At 57.7% G+C, this 24,321-nt stretch carries 23 protein-coding genes and 1 tRNA gene; 14 read left to right on the top strand and 10 right to left on the bottom strand.

Annotated elements, in window-relative coordinates; all coding sequences use genetic code 11:
• Positions 1-12: 12 nt before the first annotated feature.
• Positions 13-1,284 carry an ROK family protein gene (locus Q0746_RS11970; RefSeq protein WP_298260546.1) on the bottom strand — a complete coding sequence of 424 codons (1,272 nt, stop codon included), beginning with the start codon at positions 1,282-1,284 and terminating at the stop codon, positions 13-15.
• Positions 1,285-1,499: 215 nt separating this feature from the next.
• On the opposite strand from Q0746_RS11970, the gene xylF reads away from it, so the two are divergent.
• The 5 genes from xylF (at position 1,500) to xylA (ending at position 7,461) form a co-directional block, all read left to right on the top strand.
• A complete protein-coding gene (gene xylF, locus Q0746_RS11965) occupies positions 1,500-2,528 on the top strand; it encodes a D-xylose ABC transporter substrate-binding protein (RefSeq protein ID WP_298260544.1) in 1,029 nt (342 codons plus the stop codon).
• A gap of 152 nt (positions 2,529-2,680) precedes the next feature.
• Positions 2,681-3,976 (top strand): sugar ABC transporter permease, encoded by a 1,296-nt coding sequence (locus Q0746_RS11960; protein WP_298260542.1) that lies wholly within the window; start codon positions 2,681-2,683, stop codon positions 3,974-3,976.
• Positions 3,973-4,722, top strand: a complete 750-nt coding sequence (locus Q0746_RS11955) for an ATP-binding cassette domain-containing protein (protein ID WP_298260540.1) — start codon at positions 3,973-3,975, stop codon at positions 4,720-4,722. The genes Q0746_RS11960 and Q0746_RS11955 overlap by 4 nt, the downstream gene beginning before the upstream one ends.
• Positions 4,719-6,158 carry a xylulokinase gene (gene xylB, locus Q0746_RS11950; RefSeq protein ID WP_298260538.1) on the top strand — a complete coding sequence of 480 codons (1,440 nt, stop codon included), beginning with the start codon at positions 4,719-4,721 and terminating at the stop codon, positions 6,156-6,158. Before Q0746_RS11955 ends, xylB begins: the two co-directional genes overlap by 4 nt.
• A 1-nt stretch (position 6,159) precedes the next feature.
• A complete protein-coding gene (gene xylA, locus Q0746_RS11945; protein WP_298260536.1) occupies positions 6,160-7,461 on the top strand; it encodes a xylose isomerase in 1,302 nt (433 codons plus the stop codon).
• Between the two features lie 45 nt (positions 7,462-7,506).
• Here xylA and Q0746_RS11940 read toward each other — a convergent pair whose 3' ends face one another.
• Together Q0746_RS11940 and Q0746_RS11935 are read right to left on the bottom strand one after the other, a co-directional pair.
• A complete protein-coding gene (locus Q0746_RS11940) occupies positions 7,507-8,616 on the bottom strand; it encodes a Gfo/Idh/MocA family oxidoreductase (RefSeq protein WP_298260534.1) in 1,110 nt (369 codons plus the stop codon).
• 10 nt (positions 8,617-8,626) lie between these two features.
• Positions 8,627-9,337 carry a GntR family transcriptional regulator gene (locus tag Q0746_RS11935; protein ID WP_298261265.1) on the bottom strand — a complete coding sequence of 237 codons (711 nt, stop codon included), beginning with the start codon at positions 9,335-9,337 and terminating at the stop codon, positions 8,627-8,629.
• Positions 9,338-9,437: 100 nt separating this feature from the next.
• On the opposite strand from Q0746_RS11935, the gene Q0746_RS11930 reads away from it, so the two are divergent.
• The 6 genes from Q0746_RS11930 to dctP all read left to right on the top strand — a co-directional run bounded on the left by Q0746_RS11930 (position 9,438) and on the right by dctP (position 15,288).
• The gene (locus Q0746_RS11930; RefSeq protein WP_298260532.1) at positions 9,438-10,592 is read left to right on the top strand and encodes an LLM class flavin-dependent oxidoreductase; all 1,155 of its coding nucleotides are present in this window, start codon (positions 9,438-9,440) and stop codon (positions 10,590-10,592) included.
• Positions 10,592-11,482 carry an aldo/keto reductase gene (locus Q0746_RS11925; RefSeq protein ID WP_298260530.1) on the top strand — a complete coding sequence of 297 codons (891 nt, stop codon included), beginning with the start codon at positions 10,592-10,594 and terminating at the stop codon, positions 11,480-11,482. The genes Q0746_RS11930 and Q0746_RS11925 overlap by 1 nt, the downstream gene beginning before the upstream one ends.
• Positions 11,482-12,000: a flavin reductase family protein gene (locus tag Q0746_RS11920; protein WP_298260528.1), complete on the top strand. Its 519-nt coding sequence runs from the start codon at positions 11,482-11,484 to the stop codon at positions 11,998-12,000. Before Q0746_RS11925 ends, Q0746_RS11920 begins: the two co-directional genes overlap by 1 nt.
• A 45-nt stretch (positions 12,001-12,045) precedes the next feature.
• Complete coding sequence (locus tag Q0746_RS11915; RefSeq protein ID WP_298260526.1) at positions 12,046-12,642, top strand: TRAP transporter small permease subunit; 597 nt, start codon at positions 12,046-12,048, stop codon at positions 12,640-12,642.
• Complete coding sequence (locus Q0746_RS11910; protein WP_298260524.1) at positions 12,642-14,171, top strand: TRAP transporter large permease; 1,530 nt, start codon at positions 12,642-12,644, stop codon at positions 14,169-14,171. Before Q0746_RS11915 ends, Q0746_RS11910 begins: the two co-directional genes overlap by 1 nt.
• A 61-nt stretch (positions 14,172-14,232) precedes the next feature.
• Positions 14,233-15,288: a TRAP transporter substrate-binding protein DctP gene (gene dctP / locus Q0746_RS11905; RefSeq protein WP_298260522.1), complete on the top strand. Its 1,056-nt coding sequence runs from the start codon at positions 14,233-14,235 to the stop codon at positions 15,286-15,288.
• Positions 15,289-15,340: 52 nt separating this feature from the next.
• Here dctP and Q0746_RS11900 read toward each other — a convergent pair whose 3' ends face one another.
• Positions 15,341-15,808 carry a tetratricopeptide repeat protein gene (locus Q0746_RS11900; RefSeq protein ID WP_298260520.1) on the bottom strand — a complete coding sequence of 156 codons (468 nt, stop codon included), beginning with the start codon at positions 15,806-15,808 and terminating at the stop codon, positions 15,341-15,343.
• Between the two features lie 30 nt (positions 15,809-15,838).
• Between Q0746_RS11900 and Q0746_RS11895 the strand changes: the two genes are divergently transcribed.
• Positions 15,839-17,125, top strand: coding sequence for a cytochrome c peroxidase (locus tag Q0746_RS11895; protein WP_298260518.1), 1,287 nt, complete (start codon positions 15,839-15,841; stop codon positions 17,123-17,125).
• Between the two features lie 92 nt (positions 17,126-17,217).
• On the opposite strand, the gene Q0746_RS11890 is transcribed toward Q0746_RS11895, so the two are convergent.
• Both Q0746_RS11890 and Q0746_RS11885 read right to left on the bottom strand, forming a co-directional pair.
• Positions 17,218-17,293 (bottom strand) — tRNA-Ala (locus tag Q0746_RS11890).
• Positions 17,294-17,376: 83 nt separating this feature from the next.
• Positions 17,377-17,709 carry a TIGR02300 family protein gene (locus Q0746_RS11885; protein WP_298260516.1) on the bottom strand — a complete coding sequence of 111 codons (333 nt, stop codon included), beginning with the start codon at positions 17,707-17,709 and terminating at the stop codon, positions 17,377-17,379.
• A 177-nt stretch (positions 17,710-17,886) separates the two neighbouring features.
• On the opposite strand from Q0746_RS11885, the gene Q0746_RS11880 reads away from it, so the two are divergent.
• Positions 17,887-18,573, top strand: a complete 687-nt coding sequence (locus Q0746_RS11880) for a SprT family zinc-dependent metalloprotease (RefSeq protein ID WP_298260514.1) — start codon at positions 17,887-17,889, stop codon at positions 18,571-18,573.
• Positions 18,574-18,728: 155 nt separating this feature from the next.
• Here Q0746_RS11880 and Q0746_RS11875 read toward each other — a convergent pair whose 3' ends face one another.
• The 3 genes from Q0746_RS11875 to Q0746_RS11865 are packed head-to-tail and all read right to left on the bottom strand — an operon-like array spanning position 18,729 to position 23,642.
• A complete protein-coding gene (locus Q0746_RS11875) occupies positions 18,729-20,864 on the bottom strand; it encodes a hypothetical protein (RefSeq protein WP_298260512.1) in 2,136 nt (711 codons plus the stop codon).
• Positions 20,865-21,983: a phosphatase PAP2 family protein gene (locus Q0746_RS11870; protein WP_298260510.1), complete on the bottom strand. Its 1,119-nt coding sequence runs from the start codon at positions 21,981-21,983 to the stop codon at positions 20,865-20,867.
• A 12-nt stretch (positions 21,984-21,995) separates the two neighbouring features.
• Positions 21,996-23,642, bottom strand: coding sequence for a hypothetical protein (locus tag Q0746_RS11865; RefSeq protein WP_298260508.1), 1,647 nt, complete (start codon positions 23,640-23,642; stop codon positions 21,996-21,998).
• A 144-nt stretch (positions 23,643-23,786) separates the two neighbouring features.
• On the opposite strand from Q0746_RS11865, the gene Q0746_RS11860 reads away from it, so the two are divergent.
• On the top strand, positions 23,787-23,975 hold the full coding sequence (locus Q0746_RS11860; protein ID WP_298260506.1) for a hypothetical protein: 189 nt from the start codon (positions 23,787-23,789) through the stop codon (positions 23,973-23,975).
• Between the two features lie 9 nt (positions 23,976-23,984).
• Here the strand turns inward: Q0746_RS11860 and Q0746_RS11855 are convergent, their stop codons facing one another.
• The gene (locus Q0746_RS11855) at positions 23,985-24,317 is read right to left on the bottom strand and encodes a carboxymuconolactone decarboxylase family protein (RefSeq protein ID WP_298260504.1); all 333 of its coding nucleotides are present in this window, start codon (positions 24,315-24,317) and stop codon (positions 23,985-23,987) included.
• Positions 24,318-24,321 lie beyond the last annotated feature (4 nt).

Raw genomic sequence — 24,321 nt, 5'->3', positions numbered from 1 at the left:
GAGCCACATACTTCAAAGTTTTTGCACCTCAAGCCCGCCGACCAGAACATCCGTCAGCGCCGACAACGCGGGCGCGGTGGCCCCCCTTGCCCAGACCAAGTCATCCCATGGATGAATTTCGATTTGGCAGGGTTGCCGCCCGTCCGACAGGGTCAGTTGATGCATTTCCTCAAACACGTCCTTGGCATAGAGATAGTCGTTCTGCATCCGCTCTCCGGACAATATGATCAACGGGGGATCAAACAATTGAATGACATTTGACAACCCCGCTGACAGATACCGCCCTGCCCGCCGAAAGATCGTCTGCGCCGCCGAGTGACCCGCGTTGGCCTGACGGAACAGCAAATCCAACAGGGCTTCGGGGTCGCGCGGGGTTGCGATGTCTTGGTCCAGCGCCGTAGCGGCCTCGCGCGTGAGGGCGTAATCCGCGATATAGGCTTCCAAACACCCCCGTTGACCGCAGCGGCACAAGGCTCCATCCAGCTGAACCTTCGTGTGCCCAAGCTCCAGCCCCATGCCGTGGGTCCCACGGTAAAGCCGGTTGTTCACCACAAGCCCCATGCCGACCCCATTCTCAATCGTGACAATGGCAAAATCAGTCATGTCTCGTCCGACCCCGAACCATAGCTCCGCAAGGGTCAACATGTTGGTGTCATTGTCCAAAAACAACGGCATATCGTAGCGCTGCGCAAAGGAGGTGCGCAGATCCTCATTCGGGTCTTGCAGCAGCGACGACCACCGCACCATGCCAGAGGCGAAATCCACAATTCCAGGCAACCCAATGCCCACAGCTTTGATGTCGCTTTCGACCTTGCCAGCGGCCCTGATCACCATATCGATAAGGCCCGAGACCTCATTCATCAACTGAGCAACTGTGCCGCGTTTTCCGGAGGCAGGCAGCACCGCAGTTGCCACCACATTTCCGGCAAAATCTGACAAGACTGCCGAATGTTGCCGGAAGGACAGTTTAACTCCGATCACATAGGCAGCCTCGGAGACAACTTCCAAAGCAACGGGAGGACGCCCTCGGCCAGTGTCACGCATGGGGCTATCCACTTCACGCAACAGCCCGCAGGCGATCAGATCGGCAGTCAAGGTAGTGGCACTTCCCGCGCTGATGTCCAACGCACGGGTTATATCCGACCGAGCCGCGTGACCATTGGCCCGCACATGTTGAAATATCTGTTGCCGCAAAGGGGCATCACTTGCCTGGCTGCGAGACAATAGCGGCCCGCATCCCGTGGGCTGATCGGTCTTTTTACCATCAACATCAATATTATTCATCTTGTAAACTTAATACCCCTCTGCACGATACGTCCACCCATAATAACGCCCCCCTTTTCGACAAGAGTGGAGGTAGATATCACGAAATTCGCAGCAATATCGCTCAAGTTGCGATTTATTATTTTGCAAACTGAATTAAATAGATGCACTCTGTTCCCCGAGTCGCCTGACTCGCCCCCTGATCCATTACAGGGGAACCACTAGGGAGGAACAACATGAATAAATATATCATCGCAGCCGCAGTTGCGGCCTCTGGCTTTGGTTCTGCAGCCTTTGCTGACGGCCATGCTGTGACCGTCGGCGTAAGCTGGTCAAACTTTCAAGAAGAGCGCTGGAAGACGGATGAAGCCGCCATCAAGGCCGCGCTTGAAGCCGCAGGTGCCAAATATGTATCCGCCGATGCGCAGTCTTCGTCGGCCAAGCAGCTATCCGACGTCGAAAGCCTGATTGCTCAGGGCGTAGACGCCCTGATCATCTTGGCTCAGGATTCTGCAGCAATCGGGCCGGCAGTTGACGCCGCCGACGCAGAAGGCATCCCTGTTGTGGCCTATGACCGCCTGATCGAAGACAGCCGCGCCTTCTACCTGACCTTTGACAACGTCGAGGTTGGCCGCATGCAGGCCCGCGCCGTATTTTCGGCTCAGCCAACCGGCAACTACGTCATGATCAAAGGGTCTCCGACTGATCCAAATGCAGACTTCCTGCGTGGCGGCCAGCAAGAAATCCTGCAAGCCGCAATCGATAGCGGTGCAATCACCATCGTTGACGAAGCCTACACAGACGGCTGGTTGCCCGCCAATGCGCAGCGCAACATGGAGCAGATCCTAACCGCCAAAGACAACAAGGTGGATGCGGTTGTGGCCTCTAATGACGGCACTGCGGGCGGCGTTGTTGCGGCTTTGACGGCGCAAGGCATGGAAGGGCTTCCAGTGTCCGGCCAAGACGGTGACCACGCGGCGCTGAACCGCGTTGCCTTGGGCACTCAAACCGTTTCTGTGTGGAAGGACGCCCGTGAATTGGGCAAGGCCGCAGGCACTATCGCGGCAACTTTGGCGGGCGACGCGGCCTCCATGGTTGACGGATCGGCCAAATGGACCTCCCCAGCAGGGACGGAAATCACTTCCATGTTCTTGGCCCCTGTCCCGATTACTGCGGACAACCTGACCGTTGTGACTGACGCAGGATGGATCACCGTTGAGTCGCTGTGCCAAGGCGTCACAGACGGCCCCGCGCCTTGTAATTAAGTTTGCGGCAGATACGACCCTGCCCGACTTACGGGTCCGCCTTCCTCGCGGGCGGACCCTTTTCTCAAATTCAAGACATCCCTAAGCCACAGCCTCTGGCCCGTTGATCGGAGCCATCTGGGATATCGCACCTGTTGTTATGGAGACAGACCATGTCTGACCAAAGCGCCCCCACGCCGCCGCCAAAGCGCAATTTCCTGCAATCGCTTGAAGTCGACACCCGCCTATTGGGTATGATCGGCGCCTTCTTCGTCGTTTGTATCATATTCAATATTCTGACTGACGGGCGCTTCTTAACCCCACGCAACATTTTCAACCTAACCATTCAAACGGTGTCGGTCGCAATCATGGCAACGGGCATGGTCTTCGTCATTGTCACGCGCCATATCGATCTGTCCGTGGGAGCCCTGCTCGCCACCTGCACCGCGGTAATGGGGATGACACAAACCCAATGGCTGCCAAACCTTATGGGGCTAGAGCTTGGCCACCCGATGATCCCTTGGATCACCATTGCGGTGGGGCTGTGCACGGGGGCCGTGATCGGGGCTGCTCAAGGTTGGTTGATCGGCTATCAGGCCATCCCTGCCTTTATCGTCACCCTTGGTGGACTGCTGGTTTGGCGCAATGTTGGCTGGTGGTTGACTGACGGGGCCACTATTGGCCCGCTTGACCAGACCTTCGTGTTATTTGGCGGCATTAGCGGCACTTTGGGTGCGTTTTGGAGTTGGATCATCGGCGCAGCTGCTACGGTCGCTTGCCTGCTGGCCATATGGTCCGGTCGCAGCACCAAAACGAAGCACGGTTTTCCCGTGAAACCTATGTGGGCAGAGCTATCGATCATGGGGGTGGTGGTCGCCGCCATACTTGGCTTCGTGGCGGTTTTGAACTCCTACACTGTCCCCTCACGGGTGATTGCGCGCGACCCTGGCCTTTTCGGCTGCGAGACTGCAGACGGCTGCGTCGCCGCTTACGGCCTGCCTTATTCCGTTCTTGTCCTCATCACTGTTGCGATTGTGATGACTGTCATTGCCCTGCGCACACGTCTGGGGCGCTACATATTTGCCACGGGAGGCAATCCCGATGCGGCAGAGCTATCGGGCATCAACACCCGCCTGCTAACCGTGAAAATCTTCGCGATGGTCGGTGTTTTGTCGGCGCTTGCTGGCATCGTGGCCTCTGCGCGTTTGGGGTATCACACCAATGATATCGGCACGCTGGACGAGCTGCGCGTCATCGCAGCGGCGGTGATCGGCGGCACCGCATTATCGGGTGGCGTGGGCACCATCTACGGCGCAATCATCGGAGCGCTGATCATGCAATCCTTGCAATCCGGCATGGCTATGGTGGGGGTGGACGCCCCTTATCAGAACATTGTTGTCGGCGCAGTTCTGGTCGCCGCCGTTTGGATCGACATCCAATACCGTAAGCGCGTGGGAGCAAAATCATGAGTACTCCACTGGTTGAAATGAAGAATGTGTCCATTGCATTTGGTGGCGTCCGTGCCGTGGATGATGTCAGCATCGAGCTGCACGCCGGCGAGGTTGTGGGGCTGCTCGGGCACAATGGGGCGGGCAAGTCGACGCTGATCAAAATGTTGTCGGGAGCCTATAAAATGGATTCCGGCGAGATATGGATCGAGGGCAATCGTGCCACGATCAACTCTCCGCGCGACAGTCGTGATTACAACATCGAGACGATTTATCAGACCCTTGCCTTGGCAGATAACCTAGATGCGGCGTCCAACCTGTTTTTGGGGCGCGAGTTGACGACCCCTTTGGGGTTTGTCGATGACAGCACCATGGAAGCCGAGACGCGTAAGATTATGGCACGGCTGAACCCCAACTTCAAAAAGTTGAAAGAGCCAGTATCCGCGCTATCAGGGGGTCAACGTCAATCGGTCGCGATTGCCCGTGCCGTGTATTTCAACGCCAAAATCCTGATCATGGATGAACCTACAGCCGCTTTGGGCGTCCATGAAACGGCCATGGTTGCCGAATTGATCGGGGAGCTGAAGAAGCAAGGGTTGGGCATTTTCTTGATCAGCCACGACACCCGCGAAATGATGGAGCTATGCGACCGCGTGTCGGTCATGAAGAACGGCAAGATGATCGGAACCGAGCGCGTTGAGGATGTGACCGAGGATGACATACTGTCGATGATCATCTTGGGCAAAAACCCGAAGTCGGCGGCATGACCTATCTGGGTTTGGACCTCGGGACGTCGTCCCTGAAGGCCATCTTGGTGGACGATGAGCAACGCATGTTGGCGGAGCATTCTGTTGCGCTGAGCGTCTCTCGGCCACAGGCTGGCTGGTCCGAGCAAGACCCGCAGCACTGGGTCGATGCCCTGCATACGGCCATCAAGGCGATTGCGGCGGCGGCGGATGTCTCAGGCCTGCGCGGCATTGGATTGGCAGGGCACATGCATGGGGCAACATTGCTGGATGCGTCCGACAAGGTGCTACGGGCGTGCATCTTATGGAACGACACGCGCTCCGCCAAAGAGGCGGCGGCGCTGGACGCCGATCCGCAGTTTCGCGCGCTGACTGGCAATATCGTCTTCCCAGGTTTCACTGCCCCAAAGCTGGCATGGGTGCGTGCCCATGAACCGGAGCATTTTGACCGAACCACCAAAGTCTTACTGCCCAAAGACTACCTTCGACTGGTCCTCACCGGAGAGCACGTAGCAGAGATGTCTGACGCCGCGGGCACCAGCTGGCTGGACGTAGAAAAGCGCGACTGGGCAGATGAGCTTCTGGCCAAAACTGGCCTGACACGATCCCAAATGCCGCGCCTTGTCGAAGGCTCAGAGGCCTCGGGCGTCTTGCGCGATACATTGGCGGAGGAATGGGGGCTTCCCAAAGGCGTCATCGTTGCGGGCGGAGGCGGCGACAATGCCGCAAGCGCCATCGGTGCCGGTGTGGTCAAAAAGGGGGATGCCTTCGTGTCCTTGGGAACCTCGGGCGTGTTGTTCGCGGCCTGTGACGCCTATCAACCCGATGCGGCAACAGCGGTGCATACTTTTTGCCACGCGGTGCCAAACACGTGGCACCAGATGGGGGTGATCCTTGCGGCAACCGACGCTTTGCAATGGCTCAGCCAGCTCACCGGCCAATCCGCCGCGGAGTTAACCCGCGACTTGGGCGATCTTCAGGCCCCGTCTCCCACGCTGTTCCTGCCCTATCTTGGCGGCGAGCGCACACCGCTCAACAATGCCGATATTCGTGGGCAGTTCTTACATCTGGAGCATTCCACCGACGCGCGGCAGGCGGCGCGTGCGGTATTGGAAGGCGTGGCTTTCGCCTTTGGCGACTGCCAGCACGCCTTGACGTCAACCGGAACCCAGATCACCCGCGCCTTGGCGATTGGGGGCGGGGCCAAGTCGGACTATTGGCTCAGTGCCATCGCGACCACGCTGGGCATTCCCTTGATCGTGCCACAAACCGGTGACTTCGGAGCAGCCTTTGGGGCCGCCCGTCTCGCGATGATGGCCACAACACCCGCAGGCCTTGAGATCGCCAGCATGCCGCCGATTGCCAAAACAATCGATCCCAATGCCGCCCTGCAACCCGCCTTCGCGCAAGCGCATGACCGCTACCGCGCCGCATATACCGTTCTTAAGGATCTATGAAATGACCGACTTCTTCAAAGGCATCCCAGACATCAAGTTTGAGGGTCCAGACAGCAACAACGACTTTGCATTCCGCCACTACAATCCGGACGAAGTTATCATGGGGAAGACGATGAAGGACCACCTGCGCTTTGGCGCAGCCTATTGGCATTCCTTTGCGTGGCCAGGTGGAGATCCCTTTGGCGGGCAGACGTTTGACCGCCCTTGGTTTGGCAACACGCTAGAGTTGGCCAAAATGAAAGCGGATGTTGCCTTTGAGATGTTCCAAATTTTGGATGTGCCTTACTTCTGCTTCCATGATGCCGACGTGCGCCCTGAGGGTGCGAATTTTGCCGAGAACACCCGCAACTTGGACGCCGTGGTCGACTATTTCGCGCAGAAGATGGACGACACGGGCGTCAAGCTGTTGTGGGGCACCGCCAACCTGTTTTCGCACCGCCGCTTCATGGCAGGAGCCGCCACGAACCCCGACCCAGACGTCTTTGCGTTTTCTGCGGCCACGATCAAAACCTGCATGGACGCCACAATCAAACTGGGCGGCGAAAACTACGTCCTTTGGGGCGGGCGGGAAGGCTACGAGACATTGCTGAACACCGACATGGGCCGCGAGCGTCAGCAAGCCGGCCGGATGCTGCAAATGGTCGTCGACTACAAACACAAGATGGGCTTCAAAGGGGCGATCCTGATCGAGCCAAAGCCGCAGGAGCCGACCAAACACCAATATGACTACGATGTGGCCACTGTTTACGGCTTCTTGAAGGACTTCGGGCTGGAAGGTGAGGTTCAGGTCAACATCGAGCAAGGCCACGCAATCTTGGCAGGGCATTCGTTTGAGCATGAACTGGCCCTCGCCCGCGAATTGGGCATCTTCGGCTCCATCGATATGAACCGCAATGACTACCAGTCTGGCTGGGACACCGACCAGTTCCCGAACAATGTGCCGGAAATGGCGCTGGCCTATTACGAGGTCCTGCGTGCGGGTGGTTTCACGACGGGTGGTACAAACTTTGATGCCAAGTTGCGCCGCCAGTCTCTGGATGCCGAAGATCTGATCTTGGCGCATGTCGGCGGTATGGATGCCTGCGCCGCCGGATTCAAGGCAGCAGCGGCAATGTTGGAAGCTGGCACGTTGGAGGTCGCGCGCGATGACCGCTATTCGGGATGGGACACGGCCGAAGGGGCGGCCTTGCTGTCAGGCGACTTGAGCAGCATTCACGACCGCGTTGTGGCTGAAGACATAAATCCGGAGCCTCGTTCGGGCCGCCAAGAGCGACTTGAAAATCTTGTGAACCGCTACTTGTAGCCGGTGTCGCCCCACCTGCGGGAAACGCGCGGGCGGGGCGACCAGTTACGTCAAGAACTCATCAATCCGCACCGCGCGGTGCTCTGTCATCGACAGCTGCGCGGCCATGCCCATAACCACGGATTTCATTCCGTCTTTGACATCAACCTGCGCTCGCTCGCGCTCTCCGCGCACCAATTCAACAAAACCTTGATGCTGATAGAAGGTTGATCCGTTGTGGTCGCCCGCCTCCAGAATTGTTGGGTCCACAGGAACATCGCGCGCGAAGGGCCCTTTTGGATCACGCGGGCTGACGATGACTTGTGGCACGGGGGGCGTGCCCAGATGTTCAGGCCAGAACCGCCCAGGCCCCGGCACCAAGGCTTCGATCTTCCCTTCGGGGCCGACGGCTGAAACCTCTTCTTGGTAACGCGCACCTTCCGCAAACATACATAGTTCCAGCACGGCCCGTGCCCCCGACGCGAAGTCGACAATCACGTAGCCATTGTCGAGGATGTCCGGTGTTGCCCCATCATATGTTTCGTCCAAATGGTTCACATCCCGTCCTCCCGAGGCCATGACGCGAACCGGCTCTGACTGCATCACAAGGCGCATCAGGTCAAAGAAGTGACAGCATTTCTCGACGAAAGTGCCGCCGGTCTTCTGATTGAAACGGTTCCAGTCCCCAACTTTGGGCAAAAACGGAAAGCGGTGTTCGCGGATCGTCAGCATTTTAACGCCGCCGGTTGCCGCTGCGGCCTCTGTCAGAAAGGTCGCGATTGGTGGCATGTAGCGGTACTCCATCGCCACCCAGACCGGCGCAGGATAGGTATCGCGAAACGCCACCATGCGAGCAACGTCATTTGGGTCGGTAAACAGGGGTTTCTCCACCAACACCGGCAAGGGGCGTTTGGCCGCCAAAGCTTCGAGTTGCTCCACATGCCGGAAGTTCGGGCTGGCAATCAAAATGCAGTCCAACTCCGCCACATCCAGCAAGGCCTCGACGCTGTCCACCAAAAGTGCATTCGGTGCGAAAGCCAAGGCCGCTTGCGCCATTTCCTTGTCTGGCTCAAAGATCGCGAAGGCCGAGGTGTCCGGCAAAAGCGCGATGTTCCGAAGGTGCTCCTGCCCCATCATGCCGCATCCGATGATGCCGTAGTTGACCTGTTTCGCCATGTCGTGGTTCCTATTTCAAACGTTGCACATATCGTGCGGTATCAGTGTCAAACCATGTGCGGGAATATTCGACGGGATGCGGCTTTTTCTCCCAGCTCAGTCGCTCGATGAACCCCGTGATTGCTGGGGCGGCTTTTCCAAACTCCGGCGGGGCCCATTGCGGCACTTGCGCGATGCTGACGTAATCCTCCGCGCGCGCGATCCAGAAGCCCAACTTCACTTGGTAGTATCGATATAGAGAATCCGACGCATGTTCCGGCATAACTGTGCCGCTGTCAGCGTCGAGCCAGATTTCCTCGACAGCGGCGGGCACTTTGTTCAAAAACCGCAATCGTCTGATCCGAGTTCCCCGATTTGACGTTCCGAATTCGGGCAGGTCGCTTGGCTTTTCAAGCTCTTTGATATCAAGAAATCTGGCTGTTGGAAGCCCGCCACCAGACAGCAGCTCGATCCGGAACATCGAGTAGGCGCTTTGCGCGGCGGGATTGGACTTAACGTAGTTGCCCGACCCTTGCACCCGTTCGAGCATTCCTTTTTCCTCAAGAATTTTCAGCGACTTACGCAGGGTACGAACCGTCACCTGATGAGCCGCTGCGAGCTGGCGTTCGGGCGGCAAACGTTGCCCGTCCGCCAATCGCCCCGCGGCAATCTCTCGGATCAGTACTTCGCTGACTTGTGCATATATTGGCAGCGCGGCGGGGCCGTCATGACGTTCATACATATTCCAGCCCCCGACGACAATTAATTGATACCCCATTGATCTACATCATAGACGGGGCTACGCAAGAAGAAATTGCGACGTGGCTTTGGGGAGGAATCAGATGACAGTTGTCCCAGTGACATCACCAACTCTGGACGCGACAGAGGTGTCTTGGTTTTCGGCGCTTTGCTCGGATGACTATCAGTTTTTGGGCGTACCTGATGGCGACTTACGTTCTTCTTGGGCGCATTGCTCCGACATTGTGAAAACTGCTGAAGATCAGGGTTTTCGCAACATCTTATGCCCGTCGTCCTATCAGGTCGGGCAAGATACCCTAAGCTTCGTTGCAGGCTGCGCGCCGATCACCTCCAAGATCAACCTGCTGGCCGCAGTGCGCTGCGGCGAGATGCAACCGATCATGCTGGCGCGCACCTTGGCCACATTGGATCACATGTTGGAAGGCCGCCTGACGGTCAACATCATCTCCTCCGACTTTCCGGGCCAAAAAGAGCCGAGCCCTTACCGCTACCAACGCTCCCGCGAGGTTGTTCAAATCCTCAAGCAGGCGTGGACGCAGGACGAAATTAACCACACAGGCGACATCTACGACTTCAAGGGCCTGACGACCGATCCGGTGCGCCCGTATCAGTCCGGCGGACCAATGCTGTATTTCGGTGGTTACTCCCCCGATGCGCTGGAGTTATGCGGCGAATACTGTGACGTCTATCTTATGTGGCCGGAAAAGGTCGAAGACCTTGAAGGCCGAATGAAAGCCGCCAATGAGGCCGCCGCACGTCACAACCGTACGTTGGATTACGGCCTGCGCACCCATGTCATCGTGCGCGATACCGAAGCCGAGGCCAAAGAATACGCCGAATATATCGTCTCCAAACTGGATGACGAGCAAGGCACGGCCATTCGCGATCGTGCGCTGGATGCCAAGTCTTTGGGTGTTAGTCACCAAGCCAAGAACCGCGATGTGGCGGATGATCATGGCTACATCGAGCCGCATATGTGGACAGGAGTGGGCCGCGCGCGCTCTGGGTGTGGGGCCGCGATTGTGGGGTCTACCGATCAGGTGCTGAGCAAACTTGAGGCCTATCAGAAGATGGGCATTCGCGCGTTTATCCTATCAGGCTACCCACATATCGACGAGGCCAAGCATTTCGGCGCCCGTGTGCTGCCGCAGATGAAAACCTGTTCCTTGCCTGAAGTTTATGGCCGCGTCCCCGCGCAGCCCCCCGCAACCCCACTTGCCGCAGGAGTCCGCCGCTAATGGACCGCATCTCGCTTACTTCCGACCTTTCATTCAGCCGTCTTGTCTACGGCATGTGGCGCGTGGCTGACGATGCCGACACCTCCCCTGCCCACGTCGAGGCGAAAATTCAAACCTGTCTGGATCAAGGCATCACGACCTTCGATCAAGCAGACATCTACGGCGGCTATGTGGCCGAGGCTGTATTGGGCGGCGCGCTGAAGGCGAACCCGTCTTTGCGCAACCGTATGGAGATTGTTACGAAATGCGATATCGTCGCGCCTGTCGGTCGCTATGCAGATGCCAAGGTCAAATACTACGACACCTCACGCAAGCATATTGAGCACTCGGTCGACTGTTCCTTGCGCGACATGGGGGTTGATCACATCGATATGCTGCTGATCCACCGCCCCGATCCCTTGATGGATCATCAAGAAACAGGGGCCGTGCTGGATGATCTGGTGCAAAGCGGCAAGCTGCGCGCGGTGGGGGTCTCTAACTTCCGGCCCTATGACTGGGATTTGCTCCAGTCAGGTATGAAAACCATGCTTGCGACAAATCAGATCGAAATCTCGCTAGGCGAAGTTACCCCGTTCACCAATGGCGACATTGCCTTCCACCAACGCCAAGATCACGCGATGATGGCTTGGTCACCTTTGGGTGGTGGTGAGTTGATGACCGGCAAAGGCGATGTGGCTGACCGGCTGGATGAAATCGCGGCAGAGCAAGGGGTGGATCGCGCCGCCGTGGCTGTCGCCTTCCTGCTGCGCCACCCCTCGAAAATCCTGCCCGTTCTGGGGACCAACAATCTGGAACGCATTGCAAAGATCTCCGATGCGTTGAAGGTCAATCTTGATCGCCCGACTTGGTTCTCGCTTTATGAGGCAGCCTTGGGGCGGGAGGTCGCCTAATGTCGCTTCACGCCAGCCCGTCTTCCAATGCATTCGTGCCGGACGAGACGAACACGCGTCTGTTGCGTGATGCATTCGGGCGGTTTGCGACAGGCGTGACCATTGTCACAGCCGCGACCGACGACGGGGTGGCAGCAATCACGGCGAATAGTTTCTCATCTGTATCACTGACACCGCCGCTGGTGCTTTGGTCACCGGATAAGAACTCGCGCAGGTTCGCGCATTTTGCCAGTGCCACGCATTACGCGGTTCACGTTCTTGCGACAGATCAGAATGATTTGTGCTGGGCCGTGGCGAAGGACGTTCATGCGTTAAATGATCACGATTTGCAGCTGAATGCGGAAGGCGTACCGGTGTTGGAAAACTGCCTTGCGCGCTTTGAATGCACAAAAACTGCCGTCTACGAGGGCGGCGATCACGTTATTATGCTTGGCCAAGTGAACCGTGCAGAAATGCGCGAAGAAGGCGATCCGCTCGCGTTCTTTAGAGGACAGGTGGGGAGTTTCACAGCACACTGACCGCAGCGCGTCGAGGAGGACGCGCCGCGCTCGGGGGAGGATGACATGCAGATACTGATAGCGGCCGCTGGCTTGCTGCATTGGATCAACAGCCGTGTTTTGACGGTTGGCCGATGGATTGGGATCTCCGCTTTGGCGATCATGGTCTGCCTTATCTTGGGGCAGGTCTTTTTCCGGTATGCATTGAACGATGCCCCCAATTGGACGGAAGAAGGTGCGCGGTTTGGCATGCTTTGGATGACCGGTCTGGTTGCGCCTCTGGCCTACCGGATGGGCGGCTTTGTCGCGATTGATATGCTGGAGGAAGCCCTGCCCAAACTTCTGGCGGGGCTACTGGGCATTTTGCTGTTGGGCATTTCCTTGTGGGTGCTGATGATTGCGTGGGACCGTGGGTTGAACAACCACGTGGATACCTTGTCTGGGCGCGGCTGTTCGTCTTCCTTGCGCTGGCCCTTTGGGATCGAGATCGGAAAATGCGGCGCCAAGTTCCAGAATAACTACCAATATTCCGCGCTTTGGGTTGGGGTGAACTTGCTGATCCTTGTGAACCTTGAGCTGATCATTCGCCAAGTGGTGACCCTGTTTGGCCGCGCCGACCAGCTTCCTGCGATCAACAACACGACATTGGCGGGGGCTGACTGATGCTGCTTTGGTTCCTACCGATATTCTTGCTGTTGATCATGATCGGCCTTCCGGTGGTCTTTGCGCTTCTGGCGTCGCCCATCGCGCTTATCATGCTGGAAGGCGACCAGCGCAATGTCGTCGCGGGCCTTTACCGCAACCTTTACAACGGCATGGACAGCTTCCCGCTGATGGCGCTGCCGTTCTTCATGCTGGCCGGCGAGATCATGAACCGTGGTGGGATCACATTGCGGTTGGTCGAGTTTTCGCAGGCTTTCATGGGTCACCTACGCGGTGGCTTGGCGCATGTGAATATTCTGGCGTCGATCCTGTTTGCGGGGCTTTCGGGTTCTGCGGTGGCGGACACCTCGGCGCTTGGGTCCACGTTGATCCCCGCGATGGAGAAGAACGGCTACACCCGTAAATTTGCAGCGGCCATTACGGCGGCAAGCTCTGTGATCGGGCCGATCATTCCGCCCTCCGGCATCATGATCATCTATGCCTATGTCATGGGCGAAAGCGTGGCGGCCTTGTTCCTTGCAGGCATCGTGCCGGGTGTTTTGGTCGGGGTTGGCCTGATGGTCATGGTTCGCCTCATGGCGGATAAATACGATCTGCCCAAGGCCGAACGTATCGTGCGCAAGGACCAGACCATAACCCCCTTGGAATCTGCCGTCAGCTTTGCGCTGATCCGCATCAATATCGCGGGTATTCTTTATGCGGTGTCGGGTTTGGTGACTTGGGTTTTGCCGATGCAAATCAGCGGTTGGATGATTTTCCTAATCGCCCTTCCGATCGCCCATGCGGTTGCGCAGGCGACCAAAGCACGGGTGTCCAATGACTTCCGGCTGGTGTGCAAGAAAGCCGTCGCCCCGCTGCAAACACCGATCATCATTCTGGGCGGCATCTTGATTGGGGTCTTCACCCCGACTGAGGCCTCCGCCGTTGCGGTGGCCTATGCGTTGATCATCAGCTTCTTTGTGCTGCGTTCCATGAACAGCCGCGACTTGGTTGAGGTTCTGACCCGATCTGCAGTTTCCACATCCGCGGTGCTATTACTCGTGGGGGCCGCCGTGTCGTTCAAGACGGTTGTGTCGCTGTCCTACGCGCCGCAGATTCTGTCGGATTACATCTTGTCGCTGTCGGAAAATCCGCTGGTTCTGCTGTTCTTGATCAACATCCTTTTGTTCATCGTCGGCATGTTTCTGGACGCAGGTCCCGCGATTATCATTCTCGGGCCGATCTTGGGGCCGATCTTTGTCGACCTTGGCGTGCACCCTGTGCACTTCGCGATCATCATGTCGGTGAACCTGACGGTGGGCCTTGCGACACCGCCCATGGGGCTGGTGCTATTCGTGGCCTCATCGGTATCCGGCGAGAAGGTCGAGACCATCTCACGGGCCATTTTGCCATTTCTTGCAGTGGAGGTCTTCGTGATCTTCCTCATCACCTATGTCCCCGCCATCTCGATGACGGTGCCATATCTTGCCGGTTTCTTGGGTTGCGGCCCGGACGTCGGTTTCGCGGCTTGCATAAGCCCATCACCGTGACCACGGTGGTAACCATAAGGGCCTCTTCAAGCGCCCAAACAGAATCCACAGGGAGGATACTATGTTTAAAACACTAACCAAAGCCGCCTTAACGGCCGCACTTCTGGCGACCCCCGTCGCCGGTTGGGCTGCGGATTTCACCATCCGTGCGACGGCAAACTCCAATGAAAACGACGAAGATTATGACGGCCTCGTTGTCTTCAAAAACTACGTTGAATCCGCCTCGAACGGTCGCATCGCTGTGGAGCTGTTCATCGGCACCCAGCTGTGCGCAACTGGGGCAGAATGCCTTGAGGGCGTGGCCGAGGGCTCGATTGATGTCTATATCTCCACCTCCGGTGGTGCGGCGGGCATCTTCCCCTATGTGCAGGTTCTGGATCTGCCATATCTGATGGCCAACGACCGCGTGGCAGAGGAAGTGCTGACCGGCGACTTCACCCGCAAAATGCGCGACATGGCCTTGGAGACCTCTGACGGGGCGATCCGCTTGATGACCATCGGCAACACAGGCGGCTGGCGCAACTTCGCCAACACCAAGCGCCGCGTGGCGGCACCATCCGACATGGAAGGCTTGAAAATTCGCACCGTGGTTGCAGACCTGCCGCAAGAGCTGGTCAAAGCCCTTGGGGCCTCCCCGACGCCGATCCCGTGGCCAGAGCTGTTCACATCCTTCCAAACCGGTGTGGTCGAAGGGTCCAAGAATGGCATCACCGACATCATGGGCATGAAATTCCCTGATGCGGGCCTGCAATATGTGACCCTCGACGGTCACGCCTACATGGGGGCGCTGTGGTGGATGTCCAACGCCAACTTCCAAGCACTGCCGGAAGATATGCGCCGCGTGGTTGTGGATGGCTTCAGCCAGCTGCAGCAGGCCACATTCGCGTCACCAAAGCGCAAATCGATTGAGGCATACCAAGCCTTCGTTGAAGGCGGCGGCGACCTTTATGTGCCAACTCCGGACGAGAAAGCGGCCTTCGCGAAAGCCGCGATGCCGGTTCAAGACTGGTTCCGTAGCAACGTAGACGGCGGCGGCGAAATTCTGGACGCATTGGTTGCCGCTGTTGGCGAGGCCGAAGCCGGTCTGGCGGCAGATTACGCAAAAGACCTGAACTAAGTCCCACTGAGGCAGCGCATACAAATTGCGCTGCCTTTTCTCCGGTTCAAATCTATTTGAACGGATACATCCAACCTTTGTAGTCGGTGACAAGCACATGCGCTTTATCGATCATCTCAGGCGTCATTTTCTTGACCACTTCCTCAAGGCTGATCGCCGCGTCAGGGTCGCCCCCGATGGCCGACAATGTGTACCACATATACGCGCGGGTAAGGTCAGGTGAGGGCATGCCGCGACCGACTTCATAGTACCAGCCCACAGCCGATTGAGAGCCCGGATGCCCCTTCATAGAGCTTCTAAGATACCACTCAAACGCGCGCATGTCGTCGCGCTCGACGCCCAAGCCCATCGCGTACATGATGCCAATCAGTTCTTCCGCATCTGCGTTTCCGGCTTTCGCGGCGGGGACAAGTTCGGCATAGGCCTGCTCAAACTTGTCGCTTTCCATAAGATCACGGGCATTTTCAATATCTGCAAAACCGGCGGTGGTGCTCAACAACAGGGCTATCAGAATTCGCATCGGTCGTGGGCCTCTTTGTTGGTCGCAGGGATGGCACCGGCGATCGCGTTCGCCGAGCCGTTGCCAGCCGCCTTAACACCCGCAAATTTCTTGCCGGTGGACCGCAAACAGGCCGCCTTAGGTCAGCTTCTATTCTACGACAAAATCCTGTCGGGAAACAAGAATATCAGCTGCGGCACTTGTCACCACCCGAAGTTCGGCAGCTCCGACGGGTTGTCCTTGGGGATCGGCGAGGGCGGTGTCGGATTGGGCACAGATCGCACCGCGGGCACGGGCCACTCACGGATCGAACGGCGCGTGCCTCGCAATGCCCCTGCGCTGTGGAACTTAGGGGCGCGCGAGGTTCATACCTTGATGCATGACGGGCGCATCAGTGCAGCTGACACCTATGGCAACATGTTTAACACCCCCGCAGAGGAATGGTTGCCCGACGGGATTGACAGCGTGCTCGCCGCGCAGGCGTTCTTCCCCCTGACCTCAGAAACCGAAATGGCCGGCGGCACAGGCGAAAATGAAGTGTCCGGCGCCGTGACCGACCGGATCGACAAGGGCTGGCCCATCGTGGCCAAACGGGTTCGCACACTCCCCGAGTATGGCGAAAAATTTGTCGAGGCGTTTCATCACATCACGGCGGCAGATCAGGTTACCATTGTCGAGATCGCCAACGCATTGGCAGCATTCCAGTCGGTAGAGTTCCAAAGTATCGACAGCCCCTTCGATCAATACCTCGCGGGAGAGGAAGTAGCGCTTGCTCCGGCACAAAAACGCGGGATGGATTTGTTCTACGGTGAGGCTGCCTGCGCGCGTTGCCACAGTGGACCGTTGATGTCTGATCAAAAGTTTCATGCCATCGGGCTGCCGCCTTTTGGGCCAGGCCGCACCCGCCGCTTTGACCTGATCGCGCGCGATGTCGGGCGTTTGGGGGAAAGTGATGTGCTGGAGGACGCCTATAAGTTTCGCACACCGATGTTGCGCAATATAGCGCTTACAGCCCCCTATGGGCACAATGGGGCACATAGTACCCTTGAGGCGATGATCCGCCAGCATATTGATCCGCAAAAGACATTCGAGACTTGGGCGCCTAGTTCTGCCCAGCTGCCGAATGCCCCATGGCTGCAAAACTCGGACTTTTTGATCTGGCAGGATCGCGCAGAGATATCGCGGCAAAAGCGGGTACTTTCGCCAAGTAGTCCCGCGTTAAGCGACCGGCAGATTGAAGATATCGTGGCCTTCTTAGGCGCATTGACCGGCAGCACTGTACAGACACCACCTTTTGGCGTCCCCAAGCGCGTTCCCAGCGGGTTGCCTGTGGATTAGACGGGCCCCCGCCCACGGCTCAAACTAGCGCATTACTTTTCGGGTGCGCAGCGCAGAACTTCCGCGCATCTTGATATTTCTCAAAGGGTGTTTGGTGGAGCCTAGCGGGATCGAACCGCTGACCTCCTGCATGCCATGCAGGCGCTCTCCCAGCTGAGCTAAGGCCCCAAACTGCAACCCTAGGGTTGCGAGGTGGTGTCTAGAAGGGCGCGGGGATCAGTTCAAGCGAAAAATCCACCGCGCCCCACTAATTAATTGTCGTCGTCTTCCGAGGCCACATCGGCCAGCTCGTCGAGGCTTACGGTATCCTCGTCGTCATCTTCCAGAACATCGTCGCCCAAGTCGGCGTCGTTGTCCTCTTCGTCGTCCTCAAGGATCACTTCTTCAGCGTCGTCGACAACGTTGTCTTTGTTTTGCGCGTCAGGCTTATCGGCCTGCATCGTGCGGGATTTATTGCCTGTCACACTTTCAAGGGTGAACTCGTGCTCGCAAGACGGGCAAGTCAGCGGGTCTTTCTGCAGGTCGTAGAAACGAACTTGGCAGCTTGGGCAAACGCGTTTAACGCCCCATTCTTCCTTGGGCATAATCGTCCTCTTTCGTCGGTGCGTCTAAGAATGCGCACATGCGGTTGAATCTCTGAATTGCAGCCAGTTGCCACATGGGGAAAGGCGTGTCAAAGGCTTTCCCCTTTTTGAAGCTTTCCATGGCGGAATGGCCGCGCTACCTTCGGACATAAGCAGGGAATTGCGGGCAATCAAGCGATGGCAGATACGATTCATCTGGGGCACCCCCCGATTGACGTCACATTGAAGCATTCGGCGCGCGCACGGCGGTTGTCATTGCGGGTATCCGGCGTGGACGGACGTGTGTCTCTGACGCTGCCAAAGCGGGCCTCCATGCGCGAAGCACAAGAATTCTTGCACGCGAAAGAAGACTGGATTCGCAAACATCTCAGCCAACGCCCCGAGGCCACGATCATTGCCCCGGGTGTGGCGATTCCTATCGAGGGCCATTCCCGCCTGATCGCAGAAACGCGCACCCGCAGTGTCAAGTTGATGGACGACCATTTGCTGATCCCAGAGGGCGCCGACAAAGCTGGGGCCCGCGTACGCGCTTTCTTGAAGGTTCTCGCACGGGATCGTTTGGCGGAGGCCAGCGCGCGGTACTCCGCCGTGCTTGGTCGCCCTTATGCGAAGATCAGCATTCGCGATACGCGGTCGCGTTGGGGGTCATGCACGTCGGATGGGAATTTAATGTACTCTTGGCGGTTGATTCTCGCCCCTAAGCAGGTGCTTGACTATGTTGCGGCTCATGAGGTCGCGCATTTGGCGGAAATGAACCACAGCCCCGCATTTTGGGCCGAGGTGGCTGGCCTGATGCCCGACTATGAAGCCCCGCGTAAATGGTTGCGAGTACATGGCGGCGGCCTGCATCACTACCAGTTCTAAAGAGGGCACCCAACGCTACTCAAAAAACGCGCGCACAACCTCGCCAAAAGCTGTCGCAAACTCAGCACAATTTCGTTGAGCTCCCTCCCTCACACGGGGGTGACCCCGCATGGCCCTATAGGTGACGGCTCTTCGTTAATTTTCCGTGACCATATTTATCCTCCCGCCCAAAGATGCGGTGTTTTATAGGTCCCAAGACGTGCCTTCAGCTGCACATTCTTGACCGGATTGGGGGCGTCATACTGTTGAGGTGTCATGCCCGACACAGGATCCAGATTAGCCGCCAAAGCGCGCACCATTGCCCGCGCAACCTGAGGGGCCGCACCGCTGGTTCCGATCAATATTGATCTCGCACCAGAGTAGACGCCCTGCCCCACAGTTCCCGGCAACGTTTGACTGCGATCCGACACCCCGCTTATTGCCACCTGCACGCCCCAAGTAGCGGGCGCATCCGTTGTGGTGTTCAGCAGCCCCCCCGCAGAGGAATAACGCGCAGGTGTTCCGCTGGACTGCACAAAGCCCCCGACACGTGTGACCAGCTCGGCATTGGCCACGCCGTTCATGCTGCCAAATCCGCGTAGGGGATCAAGGGGCTGGGTGTATTCTGGCAGGGCGGGTTTCATATGTGGCGGCTTGTCCAACTCGACCAAATAGCTTTGCCGGCCACCGGTGCGAAGTTCCGATGGGTCGTCGTCGCGCTGAACCCAGACATTGATAAACCCGTCCGGTGGCAATGGCTCTGATGTTGCGGTCCGCTTCAGCGTTAACACCCAGCGCCCCGCAGCGGCCCAACGGGGCGGCTCGTTGTCCGTCATATTGATCGGTGTGCTTGGGGCAAGTGCAACCATCGCCCTCCACCGTGTTCCGCGATTTTTGTCGACGGAGATTTGCCCCACCACTGCACCATCAATACTGAGATTTACGAAATCCCTCGGGTCTCCGCGAAGAAAGCGCGGGGCTCCCTGAACGGCCAAAGACGGCGGGGTATCACAGGTCAGGCCGCGGGGCGGGGTCACTTCAAAGGTGTAGCCGTCGGGGTCCAATCCCTCGGGCAGCCACATTTCCACATAGCTAGAGGTGCTATCGTCGGGCTGAACCTGCCAACCGATGCTGATTTCACCATCCTTGAAGGCGTCTTCTTGGAAGTTCGCATGCATTTCGTCTTCAAAGGTATTGCCACTTGGCATGACCAGAAAACTCGGGGCAAGGGCGCGGCGCGATGTCAGCAACTCTTGGATGGCGCTGTCCATTTCAGACGCCCCATCGTGGCGCCCCGATGACCAGCCGTAGGAGAAATTCACCACCAAGGGCAGCTCTTGTGTCAGGCCATGCGCTTGCGCGATGCACTTGGCGCGATCAAACACGTAGTGCAACGCCGAGAGCATATACATCTCCTTGCCGAAACCCGACGTGTCCCACGAAATGGAATTTGGCAGCTGCACCGCAATAATCTCTATATCGTCCAGCGACGGGTCCACCGGCACCCCTAGACGTTTTCCCGCCGCCATCGACAGAGTATGCGCCCCATGGGTGGTCTCGCGGCGCAGGTAGTTGCCGATCTCGGGGAGCCCCGTATCAATCGCCCCCGCTGCACGGTACAACGCCTCTTCCTCGCGCCCGTGGGTCAGGCGCAGGGTGTCTATTTCGCCATTGCTCACTTCGCGGCCAAACGGCACGGGCGCGGGCCCATTGCTGCGCGCGGCCTGCAACCAGCAGTGGCTTACGCGTGTTCTACCCGATGCGTTCAAATAGGTGCAGTTTGCAAATGGGATGCCATCATCAATGACCGCGATGATCGCCTTGGGAGGGGTCGCCTGCGGCTGATATCCTGCGACCTCTGCTGACGCGTCATATTCTTGGGTCCATGACAGCGGGTTGATCGGAAAATTCACGCGGTAACGCGCGCGGGTTTTCCGGCCGGTCAATTCGTCGCTTACTTCGGTAACTTGGTCAAAAGTTTCCAGCAGGCGGTCGATCCTGTCGCCCAAGTCTTCCGAAAGCGTGGAGCTGGTACTTTCGGGATTATAGAAACAAAACGGGCGAACACTTAGCCCCTGACCATTGTTCCACAGGGGAGGGTAGCGAATATCCACGCGTTCCGCGTCGGCCCCTGGCTCTGGCTTGAACTTTACCCGAGACACATCAGGTAACGGCCCCGAGCTGTCCATTAGGGCCGCGAAGTACCGCGAGCTCCAGTCTCGGATTGCAGGGAAACTAAAGGGGCGGCCTAGGTTTTGACCGAACACCCAACGTTCATAGGGGCCGGTGTACTGCCGGACACGCGGTGCCATTTACACCATCGCCCCAGAATCGCCCGTATGCGCCTCAGCGACGGCCTTACGCCAAAGCCATTCGAACAACGGCGATGTGGAGGACTGAACATCCTCTCCGACCGATATGCCGTAGTTTTGAGCCGTTGTTCCCCCCTCCATCAACGTCACAAAATCATGGCCGACAAAATCCGTGTTCTGCGGCTCGTAACCCACTGATTTACTGCTTTGCGCGATCCCGCAGCGCCCCAGCACGGCCCCGCCAATGGCTTGCCCCAAAGAGGCACCGGCCCAAGTGTCTATCGGGTAGTGAACGCCTGCAACCGTCCGGTTGACGGCAATCCGATTGGCCAATTGCCGCAACAGCTCTCGGCGATCGGCGCTGTCGGCAAAGCTTTGCCACGCATCCATCAACCCCAACATAACGGTGGCCACACCATAGGCTTCCGTTGCGTGAGCAGAGGGAAAACTACCATGCCCCGGGGTCGCAATCATCGGCATGATGCGCGTATCCACTTGGTCGGGGCGCCGTACCGCCAAAGCGTATTTTGCCATCATCGCAATATGCGAACACATCAACTGCGTGACAGTGATCAGCTCCAGCGTGAACCGGTTATGTGCCGGATGCAGTGCGAGGATCATCGCGAAGTAGTCTGTGGGGAACCCCAGTTGGCTGGTGATCTCGGCCGCGCGATCGGCGCGCAAGTCACTGTAGTCGCGCACGATGCTACATTGCTGCGAAAGCAACTCGGCTGAAGGGCGCTGGACAGACAGCAGATCCTGCCCCTCAAAGGTGAGTGCGACCTGATCTCCTGCAACCGAAGACCCAACGTCTTTGATGAAATCCGTAAGGTAAAGAGACCCGCGCACCCAGTCGGCGGCTTGATTCAGATTGTCGGTCGAATTCTCGGGCAGCTGTGTGGGGATGGGCGCGGGCCCGTCACCTATGGAGTGAATAATCGCCTCTGCAGTGGTTTGAAGCCCCGTCGTTAACGCAGGTCCATATGCGGCTGCGGCCCCTCCTCCAAGGAAGTCACCAAGTCCGGCGCCACCAGCAATTCCACCGATGCCGCCAATCCCTCCAATGCCACCGATGCCACCAATTCCGCCAATGCCACCAATTCCACCGTATCTCGCCATGTCGCTTTGTTCCTAGGTTAAGGGAACGCCCGCCGCCTTTAAGGCCACCAACGCTCGTTGCCCAATCGCCCGCCCCGAAGAAGGATGAGCTTTGGCATAATCGTTAAGTCTAAAGTCAGGTTGACGGCGCATCAGGTCCGATGCCGCCGCGCGGGATTCGTCCCCGCGATCCAAGAAATGCAGCGCAATGATCTTTGCGCGCAATGTAGACAGATGGCGGTCGTTGACCTCCAAGGAGCGTTCGGCGAATTCGAGGGCCTTCTGGTAGTCCTCAGCGGCCAAATGCGCAGTGCTGGACAGGCTGTCATAAAAGTAGCCGAACGGATCTATCGGGGACAGGCTGCACGCCTGACTCGCGGCTTCGATGGCATCGGCACCTTCGTCTTGAAACGCCAGTAACGCACCGCGAAGCAGCCATGACAGGCTTTCGTTGGGGTTGATATCGATGGCCAAGTCGTACCGTCCGCTGGCCACGTCCATCCTTTGCAAAAGGTTGTTATGCGCGAAGCCGTCAATCACCAAAGAGAAGGAGCTATCTGGGTTGATGTCCAACGCCCGAGAAGAGGAATCCAATGCGCGTTGGGTGTCGCCCTGCTTGTCGGTCGTCCAGCCGTTAAATACGCTCAACACATACCATTTAGCCAGCCACGCATGCGTTTCTGCCACCATTGGCGCGCGCGACACGGCTTCTTCCAACAAGGGGCGCGATTTCGCAAAGTCGCGGAAAGTCGGCCGATGCATCAATGAGACACCGCCAATCACAAGATGATGGTCGTCCAACTCCGGCACGGGGCGGTCATTGACGTAGGCAATCGCCTCATCCGCAATGGAGCGCCCAATGGCGCGCACTGCCCCCTCTAAGCCGCTGCCGACATCATCCCAAAAACTGGATTCCGGACCCGCAAGCTGCCGCGTCCACAAAATGCTGCCATCCCGTGCATCGACAAAATCCATGTCGACAATGATGCGCCCGCCCATTTCGCGGATGGACCCCGTCACAAAGTAATCGACATCCAGCTCTCGGCGGACATCCAAAATATTGGTGGACCGTGCAGCCAGCGCGCGACTTGATAGATGCGAGATAACCGACAACAAATTTGAACGTGACAGAGACCGGCAGACTTCTTCGGCCAGCCAATCCCCAAGAACGCCCAACTGCTGGCCGCCCATGACGCGCTTAAATGGCAATGCGGTGATACGCGGCAGAGGTCGCCCAAGCTGGGTGCGCGGCGTCGTGCGATACAAAGCAGCAATCTGACTATCGTCAGCCCGCATCGCCGCGACCCATTCCTCAAAGCCGCGATCGCGAATACCTATGCCTTCCATAAAGACACCGGTTCCCGGGGCCCCCAAGAAGCTCACCAAAGATAAATCCAATTCTACGTCGCTGTTGGTGCATTTGATAAATCTGTCGAAGTCCGGCCCTAGCAAAGACCGCAGGTCAGACAGGGCACGGCGCAAGTTCTGCCGCCCGCCGTCATAGCAAGACGACCCCCACAAGGTGCGCTGAAGGTAGGAACGGGTCCGCCGTCCCAAGGGTGCAGTCGCCAATAGCGCGAATAGCGCCCTATGCTTGGCGCCTTTAACCTCAACTCCGGCCGCACCATCAACACGCACCACACAGGACCCGAACAACGATATGTTAAGTTTAGTGGTCACTGTTATCTCACGCCTTCCCTAGAGGTAAGTTTAACAATCTAAACTAAAATTCTCCAACTCCTTCACACTTTTTTCACATGTGGAGGAAGTAATGCGTTGATACCCTAAATACATTCGCATCCATTCAACATACCGGAGCCACCTATGATGCCGCTGAAGAAGGGGCCAGAGCCTATCGCAGACTTGCTCGATTTTTACGATCGTTGGCCGTCTCTTCGGGGGTCCATGCACGCCCTCAGCGAGGACTCGACCCTGAGCGAGGAAACACGCGAAACGCTTTCGTGGCTGATCTTGTTGGCGGATCGCGTCGGCCCCGCTGACATTAGCTCGTAACCCACAGCCTCAAGAAAACTCTTCAAACGCCTTCAACGCCTTGGCTGAATACGCATATGACGGGCCGCCTCCCATATATGTGGCCATAGCAAGGGCTTCGACCAACTCGTCGCGCGTAATGTTCAAACGGATCAACGACTTAATGTGAAACCCGATACAGCTGTCGCAACGGGTGGCAATTGCGATTCCCAAGGCCATTATCTCTTTGGTTTTCTCATCCAGAGCGCCAGACTTTTTAGCCGCGGTCCCCATCGCGTTAAACGCTTTTGCCGTATCCGGCATCTCCTTGGCCAAGACACCGATATTTTCGGCGGTCTCGTTCATAAATTCAGTCCAGTCCATTTCG

Origin of the sequence: uncultured Litoreibacter sp. (genome assembly GCF_947487515.1) — a bacterium.
GTDB lineage: Bacteria > Pseudomonadota > Alphaproteobacteria > Rhodobacterales > Rhodobacteraceae > Litoreibacter.
Note: the sequence above shows the minus strand (reverse complement) of the source record. Positions and strands in the feature narration are given on the sequence as shown.

What these genes read in the sequence shown, in the direction of transcription:
- Q0746_RS11920 (WP_298260528.1), top strand. Translation starts at nt 11,482, where the DNA reads ATGTCGCTTCACGCCAGCCCGTCTTCCAATGCATTCGTGCCGGACGAG.
- dctP (WP_298260522.1), top strand. Translation starts at nt 14,233, where the DNA reads ATGTTTAAAACACTAACCAAAGCCGCCTTAACGGCCGCACTTCTGGCG.
- Q0746_RS11895 (WP_298260518.1), top strand. Translation starts at nt 15,839, where the DNA reads ATGGCACCGGCGATCGCGTTCGCCGAGCCGTTGCCAGCCGCCTTAACA.
- Q0746_RS11885 (WP_298260516.1), bottom strand. Translation starts at nt 17,709, where the DNA reads ATGCCCAAGGAAGAATGGGGCGTTAAACGCGTTTGCCCAAGCTGCCAA.
- Q0746_RS11915 (WP_298260526.1), top strand. Translation starts at nt 12,046, where the DNA reads ATGCAGATACTGATAGCGGCCGCTGGCTTGCTGCATTGGATCAACAGC.
- Q0746_RS11910 (WP_298260524.1), top strand. Translation starts at nt 12,642, where the DNA reads ATGCTGCTTTGGTTCCTACCGATATTCTTGCTGTTGATCATGATCGGC.
- Q0746_RS11925 (WP_298260530.1), top strand. Translation starts at nt 10,592, where the DNA reads ATGGACCGCATCTCGCTTACTTCCGACCTTTCATTCAGCCGTCTTGTC.
- Q0746_RS11930 (WP_298260532.1), top strand. Translation starts at nt 9,438, where the DNA reads ATGACAGTTGTCCCAGTGACATCACCAACTCTGGACGCGACAGAGGTG.
- Q0746_RS11940 (WP_298260534.1), bottom strand. Translation starts at nt 8,616, where the DNA reads ATGGCGAAACAGGTCAACTACGGCATCATCGGATGCGGCATGATGGGG.
- xylA (WP_298260536.1), top strand. Translation starts at nt 6,160, where the DNA reads ATGACCGACTTCTTCAAAGGCATCCCAGACATCAAGTTTGAGGGTCCA.
- Q0746_RS11880 (WP_298260514.1), top strand. Translation starts at nt 17,887, where the DNA reads ATGGCAGATACGATTCATCTGGGGCACCCCCCGATTGACGTCACATTG.
- Q0746_RS11955 (WP_298260540.1), top strand. Translation starts at nt 3,973, where the DNA reads ATGAGTACTCCACTGGTTGAAATGAAGAATGTGTCCATTGCATTTGGT.
- Q0746_RS11860 (WP_298260506.1), top strand. Translation starts at nt 23,787, where the DNA reads ATGATGCCGCTGAAGAAGGGGCCAGAGCCTATCGCAGACTTGCTCGAT.
- xylB (WP_298260538.1), top strand. Translation starts at nt 4,719, where the DNA reads ATGACCTATCTGGGTTTGGACCTCGGGACGTCGTCCCTGAAGGCCATC.
- Q0746_RS11870 (WP_298260510.1), bottom strand. Translation starts at nt 21,983, where the DNA reads ATGGCGAGATACGGTGGAATTGGTGGCATTGGCGGAATTGGTGGCATC.
- Q0746_RS11960 (WP_298260542.1), top strand. Translation starts at nt 2,681, where the DNA reads ATGTCTGACCAAAGCGCCCCCACGCCGCCGCCAAAGCGCAATTTCCTG.
- Q0746_RS11855 (WP_298260504.1), bottom strand. Translation starts at nt 24,317, where the DNA reads ATGGACTGGACTGAATTTATGAACGAGACCGCCGAAAATATCGGTGTC.
- Q0746_RS11900 (WP_298260520.1), bottom strand. Translation starts at nt 15,808, where the DNA reads ATGCGAATTCTGATAGCCCTGTTGTTGAGCACCACCGCCGGTTTTGCA.
- Q0746_RS11935 (WP_298261265.1), bottom strand. Translation starts at nt 9,337, where the DNA reads ATGTATGAACGTCATGACGGCCCCGCCGCGCTGCCAATATATGCACAA.
- Q0746_RS11875 (WP_298260512.1), bottom strand. Translation starts at nt 20,864, where the DNA reads ATGGCACCGCGTGTCCGGCAGTACACCGGCCCCTATGAACGTTGGGTG.
- Q0746_RS11970 (WP_298260546.1), bottom strand. Translation starts at nt 1,284, where the DNA reads ATGAATAATATTGATGTTGATGGTAAAAAGACCGATCAGCCCACGGGA.
- xylF (WP_298260544.1), top strand. Translation starts at nt 1,500, where the DNA reads ATGAATAAATATATCATCGCAGCCGCAGTTGCGGCCTCTGGCTTTGGT.